We start from the raw sequence: 18777 nt of genomic DNA on the forward strand, positions 1-18777 counted from the left end.
CGAGCCCACGGCGCACTGTCGGAAAACCGCGTTAGCCTGTATCAGAGCACACAGTGATCCCGCCGCCCGGCCGATCTGACCGACGCCCACAGGAGTTTCTTAGTGATTCATACAGCCCTGCTTCCCACGGCAGTCATCCCCTGGCTCGACCCGGAAGTCCTGATCAACGGGTTCGGGCCCTGGGCCCTCCTTGGCGTCTGTGCGATCGTCTTCGCCGAGACCGGCCTGCTGGTGGGGTTTTTGCTTCCCGGCGACACCCTGCTGGTCATCACCGGCCTGCTGACCTTTGCCGGGGTCATCCAGATCGACATCTGGTGGGTGGCCCTGGCCATCGGATTCTCGGCCTTTTTCGGCGGAGAAGTCGGCTATCTGATCGGGCACAAGTTCGGGCCCAGGGTCTTCGAGCGCAAAGAATCCGGTCTGTTCAGCATCAAGAACGTCGAGCGCACGAACGCGTTCTTCGTTCGCTTCGGCGGCGTGGCCGTCATCGTGGCCCGCTTCGTGCCGATCGTGCGCACCTTCGCCCCGGTCGCGGCCGGCGTCGGCCACATGGACTACCGCAAATACTCGCTGTACAACCTGATCGGCGCCCTCCTCTGGGGCACCGGCCTCACCTACTTCGGCTTCTTCCTGGGCTACATCCCGCCAGTCGCAGATTTCGTTCAGAACTACATCGACATCATCCTGCTGGCCGCGGTCTTCATCACGCTCATCCCCACCGTCTTCCACTACCTACAGTCCGCGTCCAGAGCCCGCCGGGACGCGCGCACCGGACGGACCATCCAAACCGGAAGCCTCGTCCTCGACGCCGACGCCTTCGAGGACATCCACAAGCACACGCACGACGAGCACAAGCACGACGAGCACGACCACTGAGCTCAACACAGTCCGGGCTCAACACAGTCCGGGCTGCTCCCGGCGGGTCACGCTACCGGTGCGGGTTCTCCTCGTGCGCCGCGTGCTCGGCCGGCTCGAGCTGGAACGTCGAGTGGTCCACATCGAAATGGTCGGCCAGACACGCGGAAAGCTCATCGAGAAGTGCGCCGGAGCCACCCGAGCCGAGCACCACAGGTTCGACCACGACGTGGGCGCTGAAGACGTGGGCTCCGGAGGTGATCATCCACACGTGCACATCGTGCACCGCCACTACGCCGTTCGTTTCCAGCAGGTGCCGCCGGATCTCTGCGACATCCGTTGCGGCCGGCACCGATTCGCTCAGCACCCGCACCACGTCGCGCAGCAGCACGAGGGCTCGGGGCGCGATCATGCCGGCGATGACCAGCGAGGCGATCGCATCGGCCTGTACAAAGCCCGTCACTAGGATGACCCCGGCCGCGGCGATGACCGCCACCGAGCCCAGGGTGTCCCCGAGCACCTCGAGGTAAGCGCCGCGCATATTGATCGACGACCCGGCCGCCGGGCGCAGCAGGAGCAGGGCCGCAACGTTGGCCAGGAGGCCGATCACGGCCACGACCAGCATGGGAGTCGCCCGCACCTCGCTGCCGCCGGCGTCGACCAGCCGGCCGACGGCGCCGATCACGACGGCGATGGCAACCCCCACCAGGATGAGCCCGTTCAGCAGGGCGCCGAACACCTCGGCCCGTTGGTAACCGAACGTCTGCCGGTCGGTAGCCGGCCGCGCGGCCACCACGGTGGCCGTCAGAGCGATGATCAGACCCGCGAGGTCGGAGAACATGTGGCCGGCATCCGCCAGCAGGGCCAGGGAACCGGTCAGCCAGGCGCCGACGACCTCCACCACGAGCACCGCGGCGACAATCCCGATCGCCACCGACAGACGCGCACGGTTCGTCTGCGAGGTGTGCGCGTGATCATGGCCCATGCCTCCACGCTAGGGCCGCGAGCACCCGGCCGCCAGTTCAGCCGTCAGTTGGGAATGAGTGCCGTTCTCAGCAGTCGAGACGGATGCGCCCGTCAGGCTTCCAGCAACGTCTCCAGCACCGGAATCAGCTTGCCGAAGGCCCTCGCCCGGTGGCTGTGCTCGTTCTTCACGTTCGGGGTCAGCTCGGCGGCGGAGATCGCATAGCCGTCGGGCAGGAAGATCGGGTCGTAGCCGAAGCCGCCGGCGCCGCTCGGCTCGGTCAGGATCTGCCCGAGCCATTCCCCGGTCACGTGCCACTCCGTGCCGTCGGGCATGGCCAGCGCGGCGACGCAGGTGAAGTGTCCGCCGCGGTGCTCGGCGGCCACATCGCCCAACTGCCAGAGCAGCAGCTGCAGGTTCTGGTCGGAGTCCCGGGCGGGCCCGGACCAGCGGGCCGAGAAGATGCCGGGCGAACCGCCGAGGACGTCCACGCAGATGCCGGAGTCGTCGGCGATGGCCGGCAGACCGGTGTGTGCAGCGGCGGCGCGCGCCTTGATCAGAGCGTTCTCGGCGAAGGTGACGCCGTCTTCGACCGGCTCGGGGCCGTCGTAGGCCAGCACGTCGAGGTCGGGGAGCCGGGGGGCGAGGATGCGCCGCAGCTCCTCGACCTTGTGCTGGTTGTGGGTGGCGAGAACGACCTGCATGGCCCTAGCGCCCCAGCGCCGTCGTCTGGAACTCGGTCAGGGAGATCGTCCCGGCCAGCGCCAGGTCGAGCAGAGAATTAAGTTCGGTGCGGTCGAACGGCGCGGCCTCGGCCGTGCCCTGCACCTCCACGAATAGGCCGCGGCCGGTTACGACCACGTTCATGTCGGTCTCGGCCCGGGAGTCTTCGGTGTAGGCAAGGTCGAGCATGGACTCACCGCCGACGATGCCCACGGAGATGGCCGCGACGCTGTCGATCAGAGGCTGGGCCTTCTGGCTGAGGAACTTTTTCTCCCTGCCCCACTCGAGGGCGTCGGCCAGGGCCACGTAGGCTCCCGTGATGGCCGCGGTGCGGGTGCCGCCATCGGCCTGGAGCACGTCGCAGTCCAACACGATGGTGTTCTCGCCGAGCGCTTTCATGTCGACCACGGCGCGCAGGCTGCGTCCGATCAGGCGGCTGATCTCGTGGGTGCGCCCGCCGATGCGGCCCTTGACCGATTCGCGGTCCATTCGAGAGTCGGTGGAGCGCGGCAGCATGGAGTACTCGGCCGTGACCCAGCCCTTGCCCTTGCCGGCCATCCAGCGAGGTACGCCGTTGGTGAACGAGGCCGTGCAGAGCACCTTGGTGCGCCCGAACGAGATCAGGGCCGACCCTTCGGCCTGGTCGCTCCAACCGCGCTCGATCGTGACGGGGCGCAGCTGGTCGTTCGTTCGTCCGTCTACGCGCACGGTGTCGGTCACGGGGTCTCCTTGGGGTTGGGATGCGATGCGGCGAACTCGGCAAGCTCGCTCAAACTGAACGACCCGGTCTCGACCAGGTCGACACGACCGATTTCCGGCCCGATCAGCCGGTGAGCCAGGTGCAGAAAATCGTCGGCGCTGTCGCCGGTGGCCTCGTACCGGTAGCTGGGTGGCGCCTGCTCGGTGCGTTCCAGGCCCTGGCTCACCAGCAGCCGGTACACGTCGTTGGCCGTCTCAGTGTCGCTGGAGACGAGGGTCACGGTGTCCCCCATCACGTAGGAGATGGCACCGCGCAGGAAGGGGTAGTGCGTGCATCCGAGAACGAGCGTGTCGACTTCCGCGGCCCGCAGCGGGGCGAGATAGCCTTCGGCGACCGACAGTAGTTCGTCGCCCGTGGTGATTCCCGCCTCGACGAATTCGACGAACCGTGGGCAGGCCTGCGTCAGGAGCTGGATGTCGGTGGCCGCGGCGAACGCGTCGTCGTAGGCGCGCGATTTAACTGTGCCCAGTGTTCCGATCACGCCGACCCGGTTGTTGCGGGTGGTGCGCACGGCACGGCGCACGGCCGGTTGGATGACCTCGACCACGGGAACGCTGTAGCGCTCACGGGCATCCCGGAGCATCGCGGCCGAAGCGGTGTTGCAGGCGATGACCAGCATTTTCACATCTTGGGCAATCAGGTCGTCGAGAACGTCAAGGGCGAAACCGCGCACATCCGCGATCCTCTTCGGGCCATACGGAGAATGCGCAGTGTCTCCGATATAGAGGATCGATTCATTGGGCAGTTGATCCTTGATTGCCCGGGCGACAGTCAGGCCGCCCACTCCGGAATCAAAGATTCCAATCGGTGCATCCGTCACGACAGTTGAGCCTAGTCGGAATCCCTGACCCCCATCCGTGTACGCGCGGCACCCGGTCCGGCGCGGCCGGCGATCACCCCCTTGGACAGGGAGATTGACGGCATGTTCCCAGTCTCGCCCCGGTAGCGTCAGCACGTTCCATTCGGGGAATATGGCCGTAACTACACTCGGAATATGGCTCCCGCCAACCGACGGACGCCGCAACAGAATGACGTCACATTCGTTGTTTGAGGAGATGATCACCGTGAATGATCGAGTCGTAATCACCGGGCTGGGCGCCTTGACGCCCCTGGGCAACAATTGGCGCGACACGTGGTCGGGTCTCACCGGCGGCCGCAGCGGCGTAGCCCGGATCACCCAATTCGATCCCGCCGGTCTGCCGACGCAGATCGCCGGCGAGGTGAAGAACTTCATTCCGGCCGAGCGGATGACCGTGAAGCAGGTCAAGCGCGCATCCCGGGCCTCGCAGCTCGCGATCGCCGCAGCCCGCGAGGCGGTGGCTGACGCCGGTTTCGGCGCCTCCATGGAAGGCATCGACACGGCGGTCGTCGTCAACAGCGCCGTGAGCGGCTTCGCGGAGATCCAGGAAGCCACCGAGCTCGTCAACTCCGGCGACTCCCGGCGCATCCCGCCGCGCTTCGTGCCCTCCGCCCTGTTGAACATGGCCGCCTGCGAGATCGCGATCGACCTCGGCGTCCACGGACCGGTCAACGCGAGTGCCCTGGCTTGCGCCAGCGGGGCCTACGCACTCCTCGAGGCACGCACCATGCTCGTGATGGGTGACGCCGACGTCGTCATCGCCGGCGGGGTCGAGGCTGCGATCACGCCCGTCATGTTCGCGGGCCTGAACGCCATGCACGCGGCCTCCAAGAACAACGATTCCCCGGCCGAGGCCTCCCGGCCGTTCGACGCCGACCGCAACGGACTCGTCTTCGGTGAGGGAGCGGTCATCTTCGTGATGGAGCTGCTCTCCCACGCCCGAGCCCGCGGCGCCCAGATCTACGCGGAGGTGCTGGGCGGCGCCCTCACCAGCGACGGCCACAGCATCGTCGCGCCCGAACCCACCGGCAAGTTCGCGAGCCTGGCCATGACCCGCGCCCTCATCAAGTCGAAGTTGAACCCGAGCGACATCGACATGATCTGCGCCCACGGCACGTCCACCCAAGCCAACGACCGGGCCGAGACCTCTGCGATACGCCAGGCACTCGGGCACGCTGCCGACTCCATCGCCGTCACCGCCCCCAAGTCGATGACCGGCCACATGATCGGCGCCGCGGGTGCCCTCTCCGGCCTGCTCTGCGCCCTGTCGGTCCGAACCGGCATCATCCCGCCCACCATCAACTACACGACCCCGGACCCGGATTGCACGCTCGACTACGTGCCGCGGGTCGCCCGGGAGAAGCCGGTGAAGTTCGCCCTGGCGAATGCGTTCGGCTTCGGCGGGCAGAACTGCATCGTCGCCTTCGGGGCGCTGTAGGCCTTCTGCTCCGACAAGAACACGTACCGGGCCGGGCGGATAAGCTTTCCGGGTGACCGAAACCTCAGCATTCCGCACCGACCGGTACGAACTCACCATGGTGGACGCCGCGATCCAAAGTGGAACCGCCGGACGAGAGTGCCAGTTCGAGGCCTTCGCCCGGCGCCTCCCCTCCGGCCGCCGCTACGGCATCGTGGCCGGCACCGGGCGGCTGCTCGATCTCATCCGGGCCTTCCGGTTCACGGATGCCGAACTCACCTGGCTGAGAGACAACCGTGTGGTGCGCGAGCCCACCATCGACTGGCTCGCCGACTACGCCTTCCGCGGCACCATCTGGGGCTACCAGGAAGGCGAGGCATACTTCCCGGGCTCGCCCCTGGTCACGGTGGACGGCACCTTCGCCGAATGCGTCATCCTCGAAACCCTGATTCTCAGCGTGCTCAACTACGACAGCTCCGTCGCCAGCGCGGCCGCACGGATGGTCTCGGTCAGCCTGGGCCGCCCCCTCGCCGAAATGGGTTCGCGCCGCACTGGCGAGTACTCCGGGGTCGCCGCCGCCCGGGCCGCCTACATCGCCGGTTTCGCCTCGACCAGCAACCTGGAGGCCGGCCGCAGCTGGGGCGTGCCCACCATGGGCACCGCCGCCCACTCCTTCACTCTCCTGCACGACAGCGAGGAAGACGCCTTCCGTGCCCAGGTCGCGGCCTTCGGACCGGCCACCACCCTGCTCGTGGACACCTTCGACGTCGCCGCGGGCATCGAACTGGCCGTCAGGGTGGCCGGACCGGCGCTCGGGTCGATCCGGATCGACTCCGGCGACCTGCCGACCAGGGTGGCGGAGGCCCGCAGCCAACTGGACTCGCTCGGTGCCGTCAACACGCACATCACCGTCACCAGCGACCTCGACGAGTTCTCCATCGCCGCCCTGTCCGCGTCGCCCGTGGACGCCTTCGGCGTGGGCACATCGGTGGTGACCGGTTCGGGCTCCCCCGCCGCCGGGATGGTCTACAAACTCGTCGCGCACCGCGACGACGCCGGAGACTGGGTGCCCGTCGCCAAGACCTCGCCCGCGAAGAGCTCGGTCGGCGGCCGAAAGCGGGCCGTGCGCCGGCTCGACTCCGCCGGGATCGCGCGCGCCGAGGTCGTCCTGATCGGCGAGGATCCGGCCGGCTCCACTCCGCCCGCAGAGCCTTCGGGCCGGGACCGCGTGCTGCTGGTGCCTCTGATCACCGACGGCGTGATCGACGAAAGCTACCTCGGGGCGGCCGGCACGACCCGCGCCCGCGCGCACCACGCAGCCGTCATGCAGGAATTGCCGATCGAGGCCTTCCGCCTCGGGCGCGGCGACCCCGTCATCCCGACCCTGTACCGGTAGCGCTCAACCGGCAAATCAGGCCTTCATCTTCTCGTAGATGGCCTTGCAGGCCGGGCAGACCGGGAACTTCTCCGGGTCGCGTCCGGGCAGCCACTTCTTGCCGCAGAGGGCGCGCACCGGCTTGCCGGAAATGGCCGATTCGAGAATCTTGTCTTTGGGCACGTAATGCGAGAAACGCTCGTGGTCGCCCGGCTCGATGTGCTCCTGGTTGAGGAGTTGCTCGAGCTCACGGTCGAGCGTCGAGGTGCCGCCGCCGGTGCCGGGGTTTCCGGGTTCTGCGATGCTCGCGCGAAAGTGATCAGTCATGCACTCAGTCTAAACAACCCGCGGGCGCACCGGCAGGCCTGCTGATCCTGCCCGCGAGCCGGAGCCCGGAGGATACCGCGAGCGAGTCGCGCGGGAGCTGCGCCCCTCCGCGCGTGGCGTGCCACCGGCGCAGCGGCGCAGCACGCGCGCCACGCGAACGTCAGGACGCCTAGGCCCGCACGGCGGAGGCGATCATCTCCGGCCCGCGCCGTTCGAACGCGAGCGAACCCAGAAAGACCCCGCCCACGAGCGTGATCAGCCCGCTGGCGACGCCCAGCACGAGCGCCGGGATGTTCCAGACCGGGTCGACGAAGACGCCGAGCAGCGCGCAGGCGAGAGCCGGGAGCGAAAGCAGGATCGACCCCGCAAAGGTGAACGACTGGATCAGCGCGGCCGCCGTGTCCGACGCCTGAGGCTGAGCGAAAGGGCTGTCTCCCGGCTTGGTCGCCGGATAGGGGAAGCGCGCCGATGAATAACTCGAGAGCCCGAGCCCGGTCAGCAGGATGCTGGTGCTCACCCCCAGGATGGACGGCATCACCGCCCAGTCGCCGTAGACCGACACGCTGATCGCCGACCCAGCCGCGATCATCGGGATCCCCACGAAGAGTGCGGGAACCAACCGGCCCATCCGGTCCTCGAATCCGCGGGTGCCGGAGGCCACGTGCAGCCAGACCGCGGTGTGGTCCAGGGCGACGTCGTTGTGCAGGGTCCAGCCCAGGAACACACTCATCAACGGCACCGCCAGAAGAGCGAGGTAGGAGATCGGCAACCCCGCGAACGACAGCGGCAAGATGACGATCAGAGGAATGACCGGGATGACGATCACCGACATCCAGTACCGGGAGTCGCGGCGCCAGTAGGTGAGGCTGCGGGCCGCAATCGCACCCATCGGAGTGTGCGGCATGCTGTCGAACCACCCGAGCCCGCCGTACTGGCGAGCCTGAGCCTCGCGGCCGGGCGTGACAAGCATCCGTGCCACCAGTCCCTGCCAGGCCAGCCACAGCAGGTACGTCGTTGCCGCGGCCATCGAGAGCTTGAGCACGGCCGCACCCCAGAGCCCGGTGGAGGCGTCCCCGGGAACGGCCCAGGCCGCACCGAGGGGCGTCCAGCCGAGGATGCCCGCCAGCCCGCCGATCAGGTCGAGGCCGTAGCGACCCCAATCGAAGTTGAGCGCCAGAAGCACGACGGGGGCGATCATCACCAGAAGAAGCACCCCGATGATTCCGGTGAATTCCCGGGATCGACGCGTTGCCAGCAGGAACGCCCCCAGCGACGTGCTCACCCGGGACACGAGCATGCAGGTGGCCAGCAGCAGGGTGGCGGAGGCGAGGGCGAGCACCGTCACTAAGAGGCCGCGGGACCAGGTCACGACCGTGCCGAGCAGCACGACCGAGAGCACGAACGCGGGCACCCCGACCAGAGAGGACAGCGCCAGACCGAGCGAAAGCCTCCGGCTAGGGATGCCCATGGTCGCGAATTTGCGCGGGTCCATGGTGTCGTCGATCCCGAAGACCAGCGGGAACAGCAGGAAGCCGAGCACGACGAGTGATCCAGCGACGACCAGGCCGTCGCGAATGGCGACGGGATCTCCCGTGAAGCGCAGCCCGACGAGCACTACGAAGAGGCCGACGGCCAGGGCGAGGCCGTAGAGCAGGCCGATCACGATGCCGACGACCTGCCAGGGGCTGCGCCGGAACAGATTGGCGAGCAGGCGGACTTTCAGTCCGAGAAACTGTGCAACCACTCCATGCCTTCCGCCACCTTGCGTCCACCGGCCAGCTCGATGAACCGCTCCTCGAGCGTTTTCTCGCCGCGAACCTCGTCGATTGTGCCGGAGGCCAGCACCGCGCCCTCCACGATGATGGCGACACGATCGCAGACGCGCTGGATCAGATCCATTCCGTGGCTCGACAGCACGACCGTTCCACCGCTGGCGACGTATTTCTGCAGGATCTCCGTGACGTTGACGGCGGAGACCGGGTCGACGGACTCGAACGGCTCATCGAGCACGAGCAGTCGCGGCGAATGGATCATCGCGCAGGCGAGTGCGATCTTTTTCGTCATGCCGGCCGAGTAGTCGGCGACGAGGCGATTAAGCGCGTCTTCGAGGCCGAAGGCGGTTGCCAGGTCGGCCGCGCGCTGCCGCACGGTGACGTCGTCGAGACCCCGGAGCACCCCGGAGTAATAGAGCAGCTGGGCTCCGGTCAGGCGGTCGAACAGGCGCAGTCGATCAGGCAGAACGCCGATGATGCGCTTGGCGGCCATCGGGCTCCCCCAGACGTCGATGCCGTTCACCGTGACGGTGCCCGCATCCGGCCGGAGCAGCCCGGTGACCATGGAGAGCGTCGTGGTCTTGCCGGCGCCGTTGGGTCCGACGATCCCGAAGAACGACCCCGCGCGAACCTCGAGGTCGATGCCCGATACCGCCACGGTCCGGCCGAAGCTCTTGTGCAGACCGCTGACCGCGAGCACAACCGGCGGGGCGAGATCGAGCGCAGTCGGCGCAATCACCGGGGCGCGCTGGCGGGAGGCCCGTTTCACGACGGGCGGTTCCGTGGCAGCGGGGGCGGCGGCAGGCAGCAGCTCCGTTTCGGCGAACCCAGGCAGCTGCACCGGTACGGGCACCAGTTCGATGCCTGCCGACACGGATGCGTCGGCACCGGATGCGTCGGCAGCGGATGCGTCGGCAGCGAATGGCTGGGGCACGGACAGCGCGGCGACCAGGACCGGCTCGGCCTCCTCGCCCGGCGACGGGATGAACTCCGGCAGAACCTGCGTGGCAGGCTCCGCGTCAGGTTCGACACTCTCAGAGTCAGTGGCGAGAGGCTCAGAGACAGGTTCGACTGACTTCGCGTCAGGTTCGGCGACGGCGGCCGCGGCCGCAGCCGCAGCCAAGGTCGCCGCCCGGATGGCCGCAGCCCGCGCTGCGCTGGCCTTGGCCGCACTGGACCGGGCCGCGCCGGTTTTCGCGACGGACTCAGATTTCGCCGCTGCCGTGCGCGCGGCCGTAGCCCGTACTGACGTCGTGCGAGCCGACGTCGTGCGAGCCGCGGTGATGGGAGGAGAGGCGAGTGTCGGGGCGTCGGCCGTCGGCGACGTGCCTTCAGAGTCAGACTCCGGCGCTGCGACGGGCCTTTTCGGGGCCGGTCTCGGTGCGGGCTTTGGGCTGGTCCTGGCCGCGGGTTTCTTCGGAAGGGGCGCCCCGGGGGTGCCCTCCCTCGCCTCTGCAGCCGCTTTTGCGCGGGCCGTACTCGGTCGCCCGGCGGCCACACGGGGGGTAGCCTTCGTGCGCGGCGGCGCCTTGGGAACAGGGGCCTTGCGCACCGGGACGGTGCGCACAACAGCCGGCGTCGTGGCCTGTGTTTCAGCAGAATCTAGCGCAGAAGAGGGCACCTTCTGCTCGTCGGGCTCGGATGTCGGGGGCGCTGGAGTCACCTCGCTAACCTACCAAGGACCGTCTGACATCGCAGGCTTCGGGGGTCACCCGGAAACACAGTCAGGCGCTGCCCAGTCACGGGCGCCCGGGTCACGAAAGCAACACGGAAAGGAGTCCGCTCTTCCCCCCAACCGAGGGCGTAGGGTACTCTCGAGTTGGCATGACGGTGTGTCTGTACGTGAACTTACAAGTGAACCCTAGACAAACTCGATCTGAATCTGAGGGAGTCTCGGTCACTCGAATTCTTTTTTGAGGAGACAATCGTGACCACCCAGGTAGTCATTTTGGCAGCAGGTATGGGAAGCAGACTCGGTCGTTCGCTTCCGAAGCCGCTCACCGAGCTCAACGACGGTCGAACAATCATGCAGCAGCAGTTCGACAACATCGCGCACGCCTTCGGCAAGAAGGCGAAAGTTACCATCGTGGTCGGTTACAAGCTCGAGCACATCATCGAGGCCTTCCCTCAGGCATCCTTCGTTTACAACGAAGAGTATGACCAGACCAACACCTCGAAGAGCCTTATGCGCGCTCTCCAGGCGTCCACCACCGGCGGTGTGCTCTGGATGAACGGCGACGTCGTCTTCGACCCGGCCATTCTCGACCGCGCTGCCGCGATGGTCGCTCGCGACCAGTCCTTCGTCACCGTCAACACCTCCAAGGTGTCCGACGAGGAGGTCAAGTACACGACCAGCGCCGAGGGCTACATCAAAGAACTCTCCAAGACTGTCAAGGGCGGGTTGGGCGAGGCAGTGGGCATCAACTATATTTCCAGCGCGTACAAGGCTGTACTGGTCCACCACCTGACGAAGGTCGCCGACCAGGACTACTTCGAGCGCGGCATCGAACTCGCGATCGAGAAGAACAACCTGTTGGTCGAGCCTCTCGACATCTCCGATTTCTACGCGGTCGAGGTCGACTTCGCCGAGGATCTCGAACGGGCGAACCTCTTCGTCTAGCGGCGCCTTTCGCAGGGGCGCGCGCCGCGCCCCTACGATAGAGCGCGTGAGTAGATATGCGGAAGTGCGCCCTGAGCAGCGCACGTCTTTCGCCAGGTACCGTCATTCCCTCTGGTTGCTCACACAGCGGGATCTGCGGGTGCGCTACTCGACGTCGCTGCTCGGTTACTTCTGGTCGATTCTCGACCCTCTGGTCATGGCCGGTATCTACTGGTTCGTCTTCACCCAGGTTTTCCAGCGCACGGTGGGCAACGAACCGTACATCGTCTTCCTGCTGTCGGCGCTGCTGCCGTGGATGTGGTTCAACGGCACCGTGTCCGACTGCACCCGCGCGTTCCTGCGCGAAGCGAAGCTGATTCGGTCCACCCGAATACCCCGCACGATCTGGGTGAACCGGCTCGTGCTGTCCAAGGGCATCGAGTTTGTGGCGTCCATCCCGGTGCTTCTGCTGTTCGCACTCATCGCCGGGGCTGAACTCAGCGCGGGTGCGGCCCTCTTCCCCCTCGCGATCCTGCTTCAGACGATCCTGACCGCAGGGATCGGGCTGATCGTCGCTCCCCTCGTGGTCTTCTTCCGCGACCTTGAGCGGGCCGTGAAGCTCATCCTCCGCTTCCTGTTCTACGCATCGCCGATCATCTATGGCACCGCGGACCTGCCCACGGAACTGCAGTTCTGGGCCGGCTTCAATCCGCTCAGCGGCCTGTTCAGCCTGTACCGGGCCGCGTTCTTCCCCGAGCAGCTCGATTGGATTCTCGTGCTGATCAGCGCGCTGATGTCGGTCCTCTTTCTTTTCGCCGGCCTGGTTGTCTTCACGCGCACCGAGCGCGCCGTCCTGAAGGAGATCTAGTGTCGGCACCGGTGATCACCCTCACGGGTGTCGGCATCCGTTTCCGCCGCAATCGACGCGGTCGGCGCTCGTTCAAGGACCTGTTCGCCGCCCGGAGGCGGCGCATCCGCCCGAACGAATTCTGGGCGCTGCGGAACGTTGCGTTCACGGTGCAGCGCGGCGAGGCGATCGGCGTGGTCGGTCGCAACGGGCAGGGCAAGTCGACCCTGTTGAAGCTGGTCACCGGCGTCGTGCTGCCCGACGAGGGCTCGGTGCGTGTGACCGAGGGTGTGGCCCCGCTGATCGAGATCACGGGTGGCTTCGTGGACGACCTCACTGTGCGCGAGAACGTCTACCTGACCGCGGGCCTGCACGGGATGACGAAGAAGCAGATCGCGGTGCGCTTCGACGAGATCATCGCCTTCGCGGAGATCGCCGACTTCGTCGACACGCCCTACAAGCACCTGTCCAGTGGTATGAAGGTGCGCATCGCGTTCGCCGTGATTTCCCGGCTCGAGGAGCCCATCCTGCTCGTGGACGAGGTGCTCGCCGTCGGCGACAAGGCGTTCCGGGAGAAGTGCTACCGGCGGATCGAGGAACTGCTCGCCGGTGGGCGAACTCTGTTCTTCGTGTCCCACAACGAGCGGGACCTCAAGCGCTTCTGCACCCGAGGTCTCTACCTTGACAAGGGTGCGCTGGTTCTGGATGCCCCCATCACCGAGGTGCTGGCGCTCTACAACTCGCAATACGGGATCAAGCCGGCCTAACGGGCCGAGGCCATCACGGCATCCGGATCTTCCAGGCCGTCCCGGGAGGGCGGCAGTTGAGCGGAATTGAACCCGGTCATCAGATCGCCCGGCTCAATGCCGAGCACTGTGGCGAGCCGGATCAGGGTGTGGAAAGTGGGGTTGCCAAGTCCCCGGTCGATCCGCGCGTAGTTGGACACGTTGAGGCCGGCCAGGTGGGCGACGGCCTCCTGATTGAGGGACAACTGGCGCCGCCGACGACGCAGGCGAACACCGAGGATTCGGGATGCTTCTGACTTCGGCTCAGGCATTCTCCTTGTATAGGCGCGCACCGAGTTTTCCGCCAGTGGCACCCAGCCGGGGCACGTAAACTCATCGGGACACTGACGGAGGGCACTCTGATGGCCAGAAAAACCAAGCCGATTATTTCCGAGACGGGCGGCCTGCCGAAAGGCGGCCAGCTCCCCACCGGGATCGTCACGGGCTTCGACCGCGTGATGGCGATCCACCGTCCTGCCGTGCTCGCGCACATCCGTTCCGTGCGCCGCCGTTCCCCACAGGCGTCGCCCGTGGAGATCATCCGGATCCTGGAGCGGCGCTACCTCGCCGCCGTCACCACCGGGGGTGCCGCGGTCGGCGCGACGGCGGTCATCCCGGGGGTCGGCACCGCCGTCACCCTGGCCATCTCCGGCGTGGAGACGGCCGGGTTCCTCGAGGCCACCGCCCTGTTCACCCAGTCGGTGAGCGAGGTGCACGGCATCACGGTCGAGGACCCCGAGCGGGCACGCGCTCTGGTGATGACGATGATGCTCGGCCGCGAAGGCTCAGACCTCGTGCGCCAGCTGGCCGGCCAGGTCTCCGGCTCCGGCGTCCCGCGCGCCGCTTACTGGGGCGAACTCATCACGACCAGCATTCCCCGGGCCATCATGGGACCGCTGACCGATCGGCTGAAGAGCAGCTTCATCCGGCAGTTCGCCGCCAGGGGCGGCGCCAGCTTCATCGGCAAGGCCCTGCCGTTCGGTGTGGGCGCCATCATCGGGGGTGCGGGCAACCACATCCTGGGCTCGCGGGTCGTTCACGCGTCGCGGCTCGCGTTCGGCCAGCCGCCGGTCGGTTTCCGCGAGGAACTGGACCCCCGGGTGCGGATCGTCGTTCGGGAATCGCCGGCCCTCCGCATCCCCGGGATCACCCGGCTGTCCCTGACCGGCCTGTCCGGCCGGCTTTCCCCCCGGCGACGGATGCCCGGCGCACCGGACCCGACAACGCCGACACCGCCCCGTGCAGACTAGAGCTTCTCGACGTCGCTGACCTCGTCCGTCGGAGCGTCGATGGCTGGTTCGACCACTTCCAGGCTCACGGCCTGCGGGTGGGATGCGTCGAAGCGCTCCCACTCGTCCATCAGGTGCGCCACAGCGGCGTGGAAACGCTCCGTGGCGACTCCGGGACCGGTGTCGCCGAAGTAACGCTCGACCCAGATCTTGAGCCGGTCATGGGCCTCGCTGTCATGGGTGAGATCGTCGAGCACGCCGAGGATACTTCCCGCATCGTCGACGTTCAGCCACTCGCAGTCGGAGAGATAGCCGCCTGAGTCGATCTGGGCGGCCGGGTCGACCGGGCGGGTCACCATCAGAGCCTTGCCCGAGGCCAGACGGTCGTAGACCATCGCGGAGATGTCGACGATGGCGACATCCGCTGCCGACAACTGCCAGCCCAGGTCGGGGCTCGTGTCGTAGATGTGCCGGGCCGAGGCATCCCGCGCATTCGCCGTCGCGATGGCCGCGATGATGGTCTTGTTCGCCGCGCCGTACTCGCTGCTCACCACGCCGCTGCGGGGGTGCGGGCGGTAGATCACGCGGTGCCGGCCCGAGGCCAGCAGTGACGTCACCAGGGCAACGCCGTGGGACGCGATCGAGCCGTAGGCGGCGGCTGGCCGGTCGCCTTCCCAGGTCGGAGCGTAGAGGATGACCTGGCGCTCGTCCGGGGCGAACGGCGTCGCGCCGGAGTAGAAGTCGGCCTGGGGGCGGCCGATCTTCAGGGCGCGCTTGTCGAAGTCGTAGTCCCAAAGCACCTTGTCGAGACGGGCGATCGCGGCGTCGCCGGCGACGAAGGCGTAGTCGTAGGCCTTGATCTGGTTCGTGACCATGTACATTTTGTCGCTCTCACCGTGGTTGATGAAAACGTGCCAGCGGCCCCCGTAGCGCATCATTTGGAAGTTGCGGGTGTTCTGGTTCACGTAGAACACGATCCGGATGTCCTGCTGGGCCAGCACCTGCTCGAGGTCGACGACCCGGCGAACGTAGGCAACCGGGAGCGGGGACTCATCGATCAGCGGCAGGGCACCTGCCCCGCTGCGGCTCAGCACCAGCACGGGCCAGGTCTCGGCGAGCTTCGCGAGCGGCTTGTACCACTGCCGCATCTGGTACAGATTGACGTCGCCGTCGGCGAAGTAGACCGCGATCTTGAAGTGATTCCGGGGCAGCGGCTCACGCGTGGACAGCCGCCCGTTCAGCAGCCGCTGTGCCTTGCGGGACGCCGTGACGTCCCTGACCAGCTTGAGCCCAAGCCTGACGTCTCGTTGAATACCCACCCGTCAAGAGTACCGACGATGCCACTCGACCGAGCGCCTCTGGCCCCCCGAAGGGGACGTGACGACGGAATCGTTAGACGATGGGCGGCCGTCCGGCCAGCGTCATCCGCCACACCGTGCGCGCCCTGAGGGGACGCCGCTCCCCCGGGTCGGTGGTCCACCCCTCGCGGAAACCGGTGAGCCAGGCGCGCAGCGCGCCCGGATTTCGAGCCCAGCGCAGTACCTGGATCAGAAGCCAGGACCCGGCGTAGACGGGCACGAGCAGGACCGGAAGGTTGCGGCGGGCCAGCCAGACCCGGTTGCGGGCGTTCAATCGGTAGTAGTCGGCGTGCCGGGTGGGCGCGATCACGGGATGATTCGCTTCCAGCTCGCCGGCGTACCAGGCGCGCAGGCCCAGGTCCCAGACACGCCAGGCCAGCTCGATGCCCTCATGGGCGTAGAAGAACGGCTCGGCCCAGCCCCCGGTGGCGTCGAAGGCGGCCCGGGGTAGCAGCACGGCACCCTCCCAGACCGAGAAGACGTTGCTGGAGTGGGTGGCTTCGCCCTTGCGGATGCGCGGAATCCAGCGTCTCGGCGACACGATCCCGGCCGGATCGACCACTCGGGGCTGCAGGAGGCCGATGGTCGAATCCGCCCGCAGCACGCCGATGGCGTCTCGCAGAAAGTGCGGGTCCGGGATGCTGGCGTCGTCGTCGAGGAAGAAGAGAAACTCGCCCGCGACGCGGGAGACCCCGCGGTTGCGGCCGGCCGGAATGCCCAGGTTCTCGGGCAGGCCGAGCGTCTTCACCTGGTCCGGCAGCCCGGTCGGCTGCCAGCCATTGCCCACGCACACGATGTCCAGGAGAACGTCCTGCTGGGCCAGCAGACTGCGGATGCCGCGGGCAAGGTCGTCGGGACGGGTGCCCTGGGTGAGCAGCACAACCCCCACTGTCGGCAGGGCGGGCCCGACCGGTGAAGCGTTAGGACCGGACACGCTTGGACGCCATGATGGCCACGAAGTGGCCCACCAGTGAGAGGAAGGCCAGCGGGACGAGCACGACCAGCACGAACCGGTCGACCGCCGGCTCGCCGAGGAAGCTGCCGACGACCGCGGCGACGAAGATCAGCATGGTCAGTTCGACCGAGTGGTACAGCCGGTGGAACGGGAGGAACCGGGCCAGGCGGCGGGCGCGGGCGATGAGGCTCGACGTCGGGGCCTGCTCGTGCTTGCGATCGGCGAGTTTGGTCAGGCCGGCGTTCGCGCGGGCCACGTGCACCATGTCGTTGAGGGCCTTGTTCAGCACGATGACGAGGGCGAGCAGCAGTGCGAGCGTGGTCCACAGGAAGTCGGCGGGGGCCTCGAACGGGTAGAAGGCGCACCGGATCCCGAACGCGATCGGGATGAGGGCCTCTGTCGTGTAGTGCCCGACCTTGTCGAGGAACACGCCGGCCGGGGAGGACTGCCGGCGCCAGCGGGCGACCTCGCCGTCGGAGCAGTCGACCAACATCTGCAGCTGCCCAAGCAGGAGGGCGAGCATCGCGCCCCAGATGCCGGGAATGAGCAGCGCGGCGGCCGTGGACCAGCCGACCAGGATCATCAGGCCGGTGACGCCGTTCGCCGAGATGGAGGTCTTCAGAAGCATCCAGGTCAGATACGGGGAGATGTCGCGCAGGTAGAGCGACGCCGTCCAGTGCTCGGCGTTCGCCCGCAGCCGAACTTCCGGCGGCTGGGCCACCTGGCGCAGCTCGGCGATTGAGGAGGGTCGAGTCGCCGCGGGATTCGCTGACGTCATTGGTGCCTTCCGGTATGGGCCGTGATGTTGGTGGTGAATTTTAGAAACCCGAGCAGGAAGCCGATCCCCCAGCAGAAGTGAATGCAGGGCAAGACTACGAGAAACCACAGCCCGGCACGAAACCCGTCCGGCCGGGTCACCAGGGCCGTGGCCACGGCGACGAGCCCCAGGTAGGCGGCGGGAATCAGAAAACCGAGCAGCAACCACGGGTTCGCCCCGGTGAGGAGCTGAACCAGGCCGGCCAGCCCGGCCAGAGTGCCGACAGTGACACCCAGGACCATGACGGGCGGGGCGAAGTAACGGATGCCGTTGTCCTCGGGATATCGGCGGGCGAGTTCCCCTCGCCAGAGGCCGGTGGACACCATCTGCCGGGCCAGCCGGGCCAGACTCGGCCGGGGCCGATAGACGACCCGGAGCCGGGGTGTGAACCAGACGATGCCGCCCTGGTCGCGCAGGCGGCGGTTGAGTTCCCAGTCCTGGCCGCGCTTGATGCCCTCGTCGAAGAGGCCGACGCGCACGATGCTGTCCATCCGGAAACAGCCCAGGTAGACGGTTTCCGCGGGGCCCTCCGGGCCGCCGATGTGCAGGGGAGTGCCGCCGAGGCCGATCTTCGTGCCGTAAGCGCGCGCGACGGCTTTCTGGAACGGGCTCTCGCCCTGGGCGTCCATGACGCCGCCGACATTGTCGGCGCCGGTGCGCTCAAGGGTCTCCACGGCGATGCGGGCGTAGTCCGGCGGCAGCACCGAATGGGCGTCGACGCGAATGACGAACGCGTACTGCGAGGCACGGATAGCCGTGTTGAGGCCTGCCGGAGTGGAGCCGATCTCGTTCGCCACGATGCGGATGCGCGGATCAACCGCGGCCATCTCCTCAACCAGTTCGGTTGTGCCGTCGATGCTCGGGCCGAGGGCCAGGGTGACCTCGAAGGGCCCCGAGTAATCCTGGCGGAGCAGACTGGTCACGGCGGCGCGCACATGGGTGACGTCATTCAGCACCGGCATCACATAGGAAACCCCGAGCAGGGATGCGGCTCCGGAAGAGGGATCCTGGCTGGTCATAGTTCCATTCTTCTGGCGGGATGTAAGAGCCTACCAGCCGGGTGTTTCCTGCCAGCATCGGGGCCGAAAACGACAGCTGCGCCGCCGGTGGATCACCGGCGGCGCAGCTGTTGTTC

At 67.3% G+C, this 18777-nt stretch carries 19 protein-coding genes; 7 read left to right on the top strand and 12 right to left on the bottom strand.

Annotation, left to right across the window (positions count from 1 at the left end):
- The first annotated feature begins 102 nt into the window (after positions 1-102).
- Complete coding sequence (locus CXY81_RS02690) at positions 103-876, top strand: DedA family protein (protein WP_369828330.1); 774 nt, start codon at positions 103-105, stop codon at positions 874-876.
- A gap of 52 nt (positions 877-928) precedes the next feature.
- On the opposite strand, the gene CXY81_RS02695 is transcribed toward CXY81_RS02690, so the two are convergent.
- The 4 genes from CXY81_RS02695 to murI all read right to left on the bottom strand — a co-directional run bounded on the left by CXY81_RS02695 (position 929) and on the right by murI (position 4122).
- Positions 929-1840 carry a cation diffusion facilitator family transporter gene (locus CXY81_RS02695; protein WP_104193882.1) on the bottom strand — a complete coding sequence of 304 codons (912 nt, stop codon included), beginning with the start codon at positions 1838-1840 and terminating at the stop codon, positions 929-931.
- Positions 1841-1932: 92 nt separating this feature from the next.
- Positions 1933-2523 carry an RdgB/HAM1 family non-canonical purine NTP pyrophosphatase gene (gene rdgB / locus CXY81_RS02700; RefSeq protein ID WP_104193883.1) on the bottom strand — a complete coding sequence of 197 codons (591 nt, stop codon included), beginning with the start codon at positions 2521-2523 and terminating at the stop codon, positions 1933-1935.
- A 4-nt stretch (positions 2524-2527) separates the two neighbouring features.
- Positions 2528-3262 carry a ribonuclease PH gene (rph, locus tag CXY81_RS02705; protein WP_104193884.1) on the bottom strand — a complete coding sequence of 245 codons (735 nt, stop codon included), beginning with the start codon at positions 3260-3262 and terminating at the stop codon, positions 2528-2530.
- Positions 3259-4122: a glutamate racemase gene (gene murI, locus CXY81_RS02710; protein WP_104100215.1), complete on the bottom strand. Its 864-nt coding sequence runs from the start codon at positions 4120-4122 to the stop codon at positions 3259-3261. The genes rph and murI overlap by 4 nt, the downstream gene beginning before the upstream one ends.
- A gap of 244 nt (positions 4123-4366) precedes the next feature.
- Between murI and CXY81_RS02715 the strand changes: the two genes are divergently transcribed.
- Both CXY81_RS02715 and CXY81_RS02720 read left to right on the top strand, forming a co-directional pair.
- The gene (locus tag CXY81_RS02715) at positions 4367-5599 is read left to right on the top strand and encodes a beta-ketoacyl synthase (RefSeq protein WP_198411977.1); all 1233 of its coding nucleotides are present in this window, start codon (positions 4367-4369) and stop codon (positions 5597-5599) included.
- A 52-nt stretch (positions 5600-5651) separates the two neighbouring features.
- Positions 5652-6974 carry a nicotinate phosphoribosyltransferase gene (locus tag CXY81_RS02720; protein ID WP_104193885.1) on the top strand — a complete coding sequence of 441 codons (1323 nt, stop codon included), beginning with the start codon at positions 5652-5654 and terminating at the stop codon, positions 6972-6974.
- A 15-nt stretch (positions 6975-6989) separates the two neighbouring features.
- Here the strand turns inward: CXY81_RS02720 and CXY81_RS02725 are convergent, their stop codons facing one another.
- The 3 genes from CXY81_RS02725 to CXY81_RS16810 form a co-directional block, all read right to left on the bottom strand.
- On the bottom strand, positions 6990-7280 hold the full coding sequence (locus tag CXY81_RS02725) for a DUF3039 domain-containing protein (RefSeq protein WP_104171578.1): 291 nt from the start codon (positions 7278-7280) through the stop codon (positions 6990-6992).
- A gap of 169 nt (positions 7281-7449) precedes the next feature.
- Positions 7450-9024, bottom strand: a complete 1575-nt coding sequence (locus tag CXY81_RS02730) for a PAM68 family protein (RefSeq protein ID WP_233193938.1) — start codon at positions 9022-9024, stop codon at positions 7450-7452.
- Entirely contained in the window at positions 9000-10175 is a 1176-nt protein-coding gene (locus tag CXY81_RS16810) for an ABC transporter ATP-binding protein (protein ID WP_233193939.1), read from the bottom strand. Before CXY81_RS16810 ends, CXY81_RS02730 begins: the two co-directional genes overlap by 25 nt.
- Positions 10176-10979: 804 nt before the next feature.
- Between CXY81_RS16810 and CXY81_RS02740 the strand changes: the two genes are divergently transcribed.
- Genes CXY81_RS02740 through CXY81_RS02750 form a run of 3 tightly spaced genes read left to right on the top strand, consistent with a single transcriptional unit; the run spans position 10980 to position 13265 of the window.
- Positions 10980-11672 (top strand): NTP transferase domain-containing protein, encoded by a 693-nt coding sequence (locus CXY81_RS02740; RefSeq protein WP_104193886.1) that lies wholly within the window; start codon positions 10980-10982, stop codon positions 11670-11672.
- A 46-nt stretch (positions 11673-11718) separates the two neighbouring features.
- Positions 11719-12519: an ABC transporter permease gene (locus CXY81_RS02745; RefSeq protein WP_233193940.1), complete on the top strand. Its 801-nt coding sequence runs from the start codon at positions 11719-11721 to the stop codon at positions 12517-12519.
- Positions 12519-13265: an ABC transporter ATP-binding protein gene (locus tag CXY81_RS02750; protein ID WP_104171575.1), complete on the top strand. Its 747-nt coding sequence runs from the start codon at positions 12519-12521 to the stop codon at positions 13263-13265. The genes CXY81_RS02745 and CXY81_RS02750 overlap by 1 nt, the downstream gene beginning before the upstream one ends.
- Here the strand turns inward: CXY81_RS02750 and CXY81_RS02755 are convergent.
- Entirely contained in the window at positions 13262-13555 is a 294-nt protein-coding gene (locus CXY81_RS02755; protein WP_104100222.1) for a helix-turn-helix domain-containing protein, read from the bottom strand. The two genes, CXY81_RS02750 and CXY81_RS02755, sit on opposite strands and share 4 nt — an antisense overlap.
- Before the next feature lie 90 nt (positions 13556-13645).
- Between CXY81_RS02755 and CXY81_RS02760 the strand changes: the two genes are divergently transcribed.
- Positions 13646-14533 carry a hypothetical protein gene (locus CXY81_RS02760; protein WP_233193941.1) on the top strand — a complete coding sequence of 296 codons (888 nt, stop codon included), beginning with the start codon at positions 13646-13648 and terminating at the stop codon, positions 14531-14533.
- Here CXY81_RS02760 and CXY81_RS02765 read toward each other — a convergent pair.
- The 4 genes from CXY81_RS02765 to CXY81_RS02780 all read right to left on the bottom strand — a co-directional run bounded on the left by CXY81_RS02765 (position 14530) and on the right by CXY81_RS02780 (position 18661).
- A complete protein-coding gene (locus CXY81_RS02765) occupies positions 14530-15831 on the bottom strand; it encodes a hypothetical protein (RefSeq protein ID WP_104193888.1) in 1302 nt (433 codons plus the stop codon). The two genes, CXY81_RS02760 and CXY81_RS02765, sit on opposite strands and share 4 nt — an antisense overlap.
- Before the next feature lie 73 nt (positions 15832-15904).
- The gene (locus CXY81_RS02770) at positions 15905-16804 is read right to left on the bottom strand and encodes a glycosyltransferase family 2 protein (protein ID WP_104193889.1); all 900 of its coding nucleotides are present in this window, start codon (positions 16802-16804) and stop codon (positions 15905-15907) included.
- On the bottom strand, positions 16791-17603 hold the full coding sequence (locus tag CXY81_RS02775; protein WP_104193890.1) for a CDP-alcohol phosphatidyltransferase family protein: 813 nt from the start codon (positions 17601-17603) through the stop codon (positions 16791-16793). The genes CXY81_RS02770 and CXY81_RS02775 overlap by 14 nt, the downstream gene beginning before the upstream one ends.
- Positions 17600-18661, bottom strand: a complete 1062-nt coding sequence (locus CXY81_RS02780; protein WP_233193942.1) for a glycosyltransferase family 2 protein — start codon at positions 18659-18661, stop codon at positions 17600-17602. Before CXY81_RS02780 ends, CXY81_RS02775 begins: the two co-directional genes overlap by 4 nt.
- Positions 18662-18777 lie beyond the last annotated feature (116 nt).

This window comes from Cryobacterium sp. M25, assembly GCF_002929635.1.
In the GTDB taxonomy this organism is placed as follows: domain Bacteria; phylum Actinomycetota; class Actinomycetes; order Actinomycetales; family Microbacteriaceae; genus Cryobacterium; species Cryobacterium sandaracinum.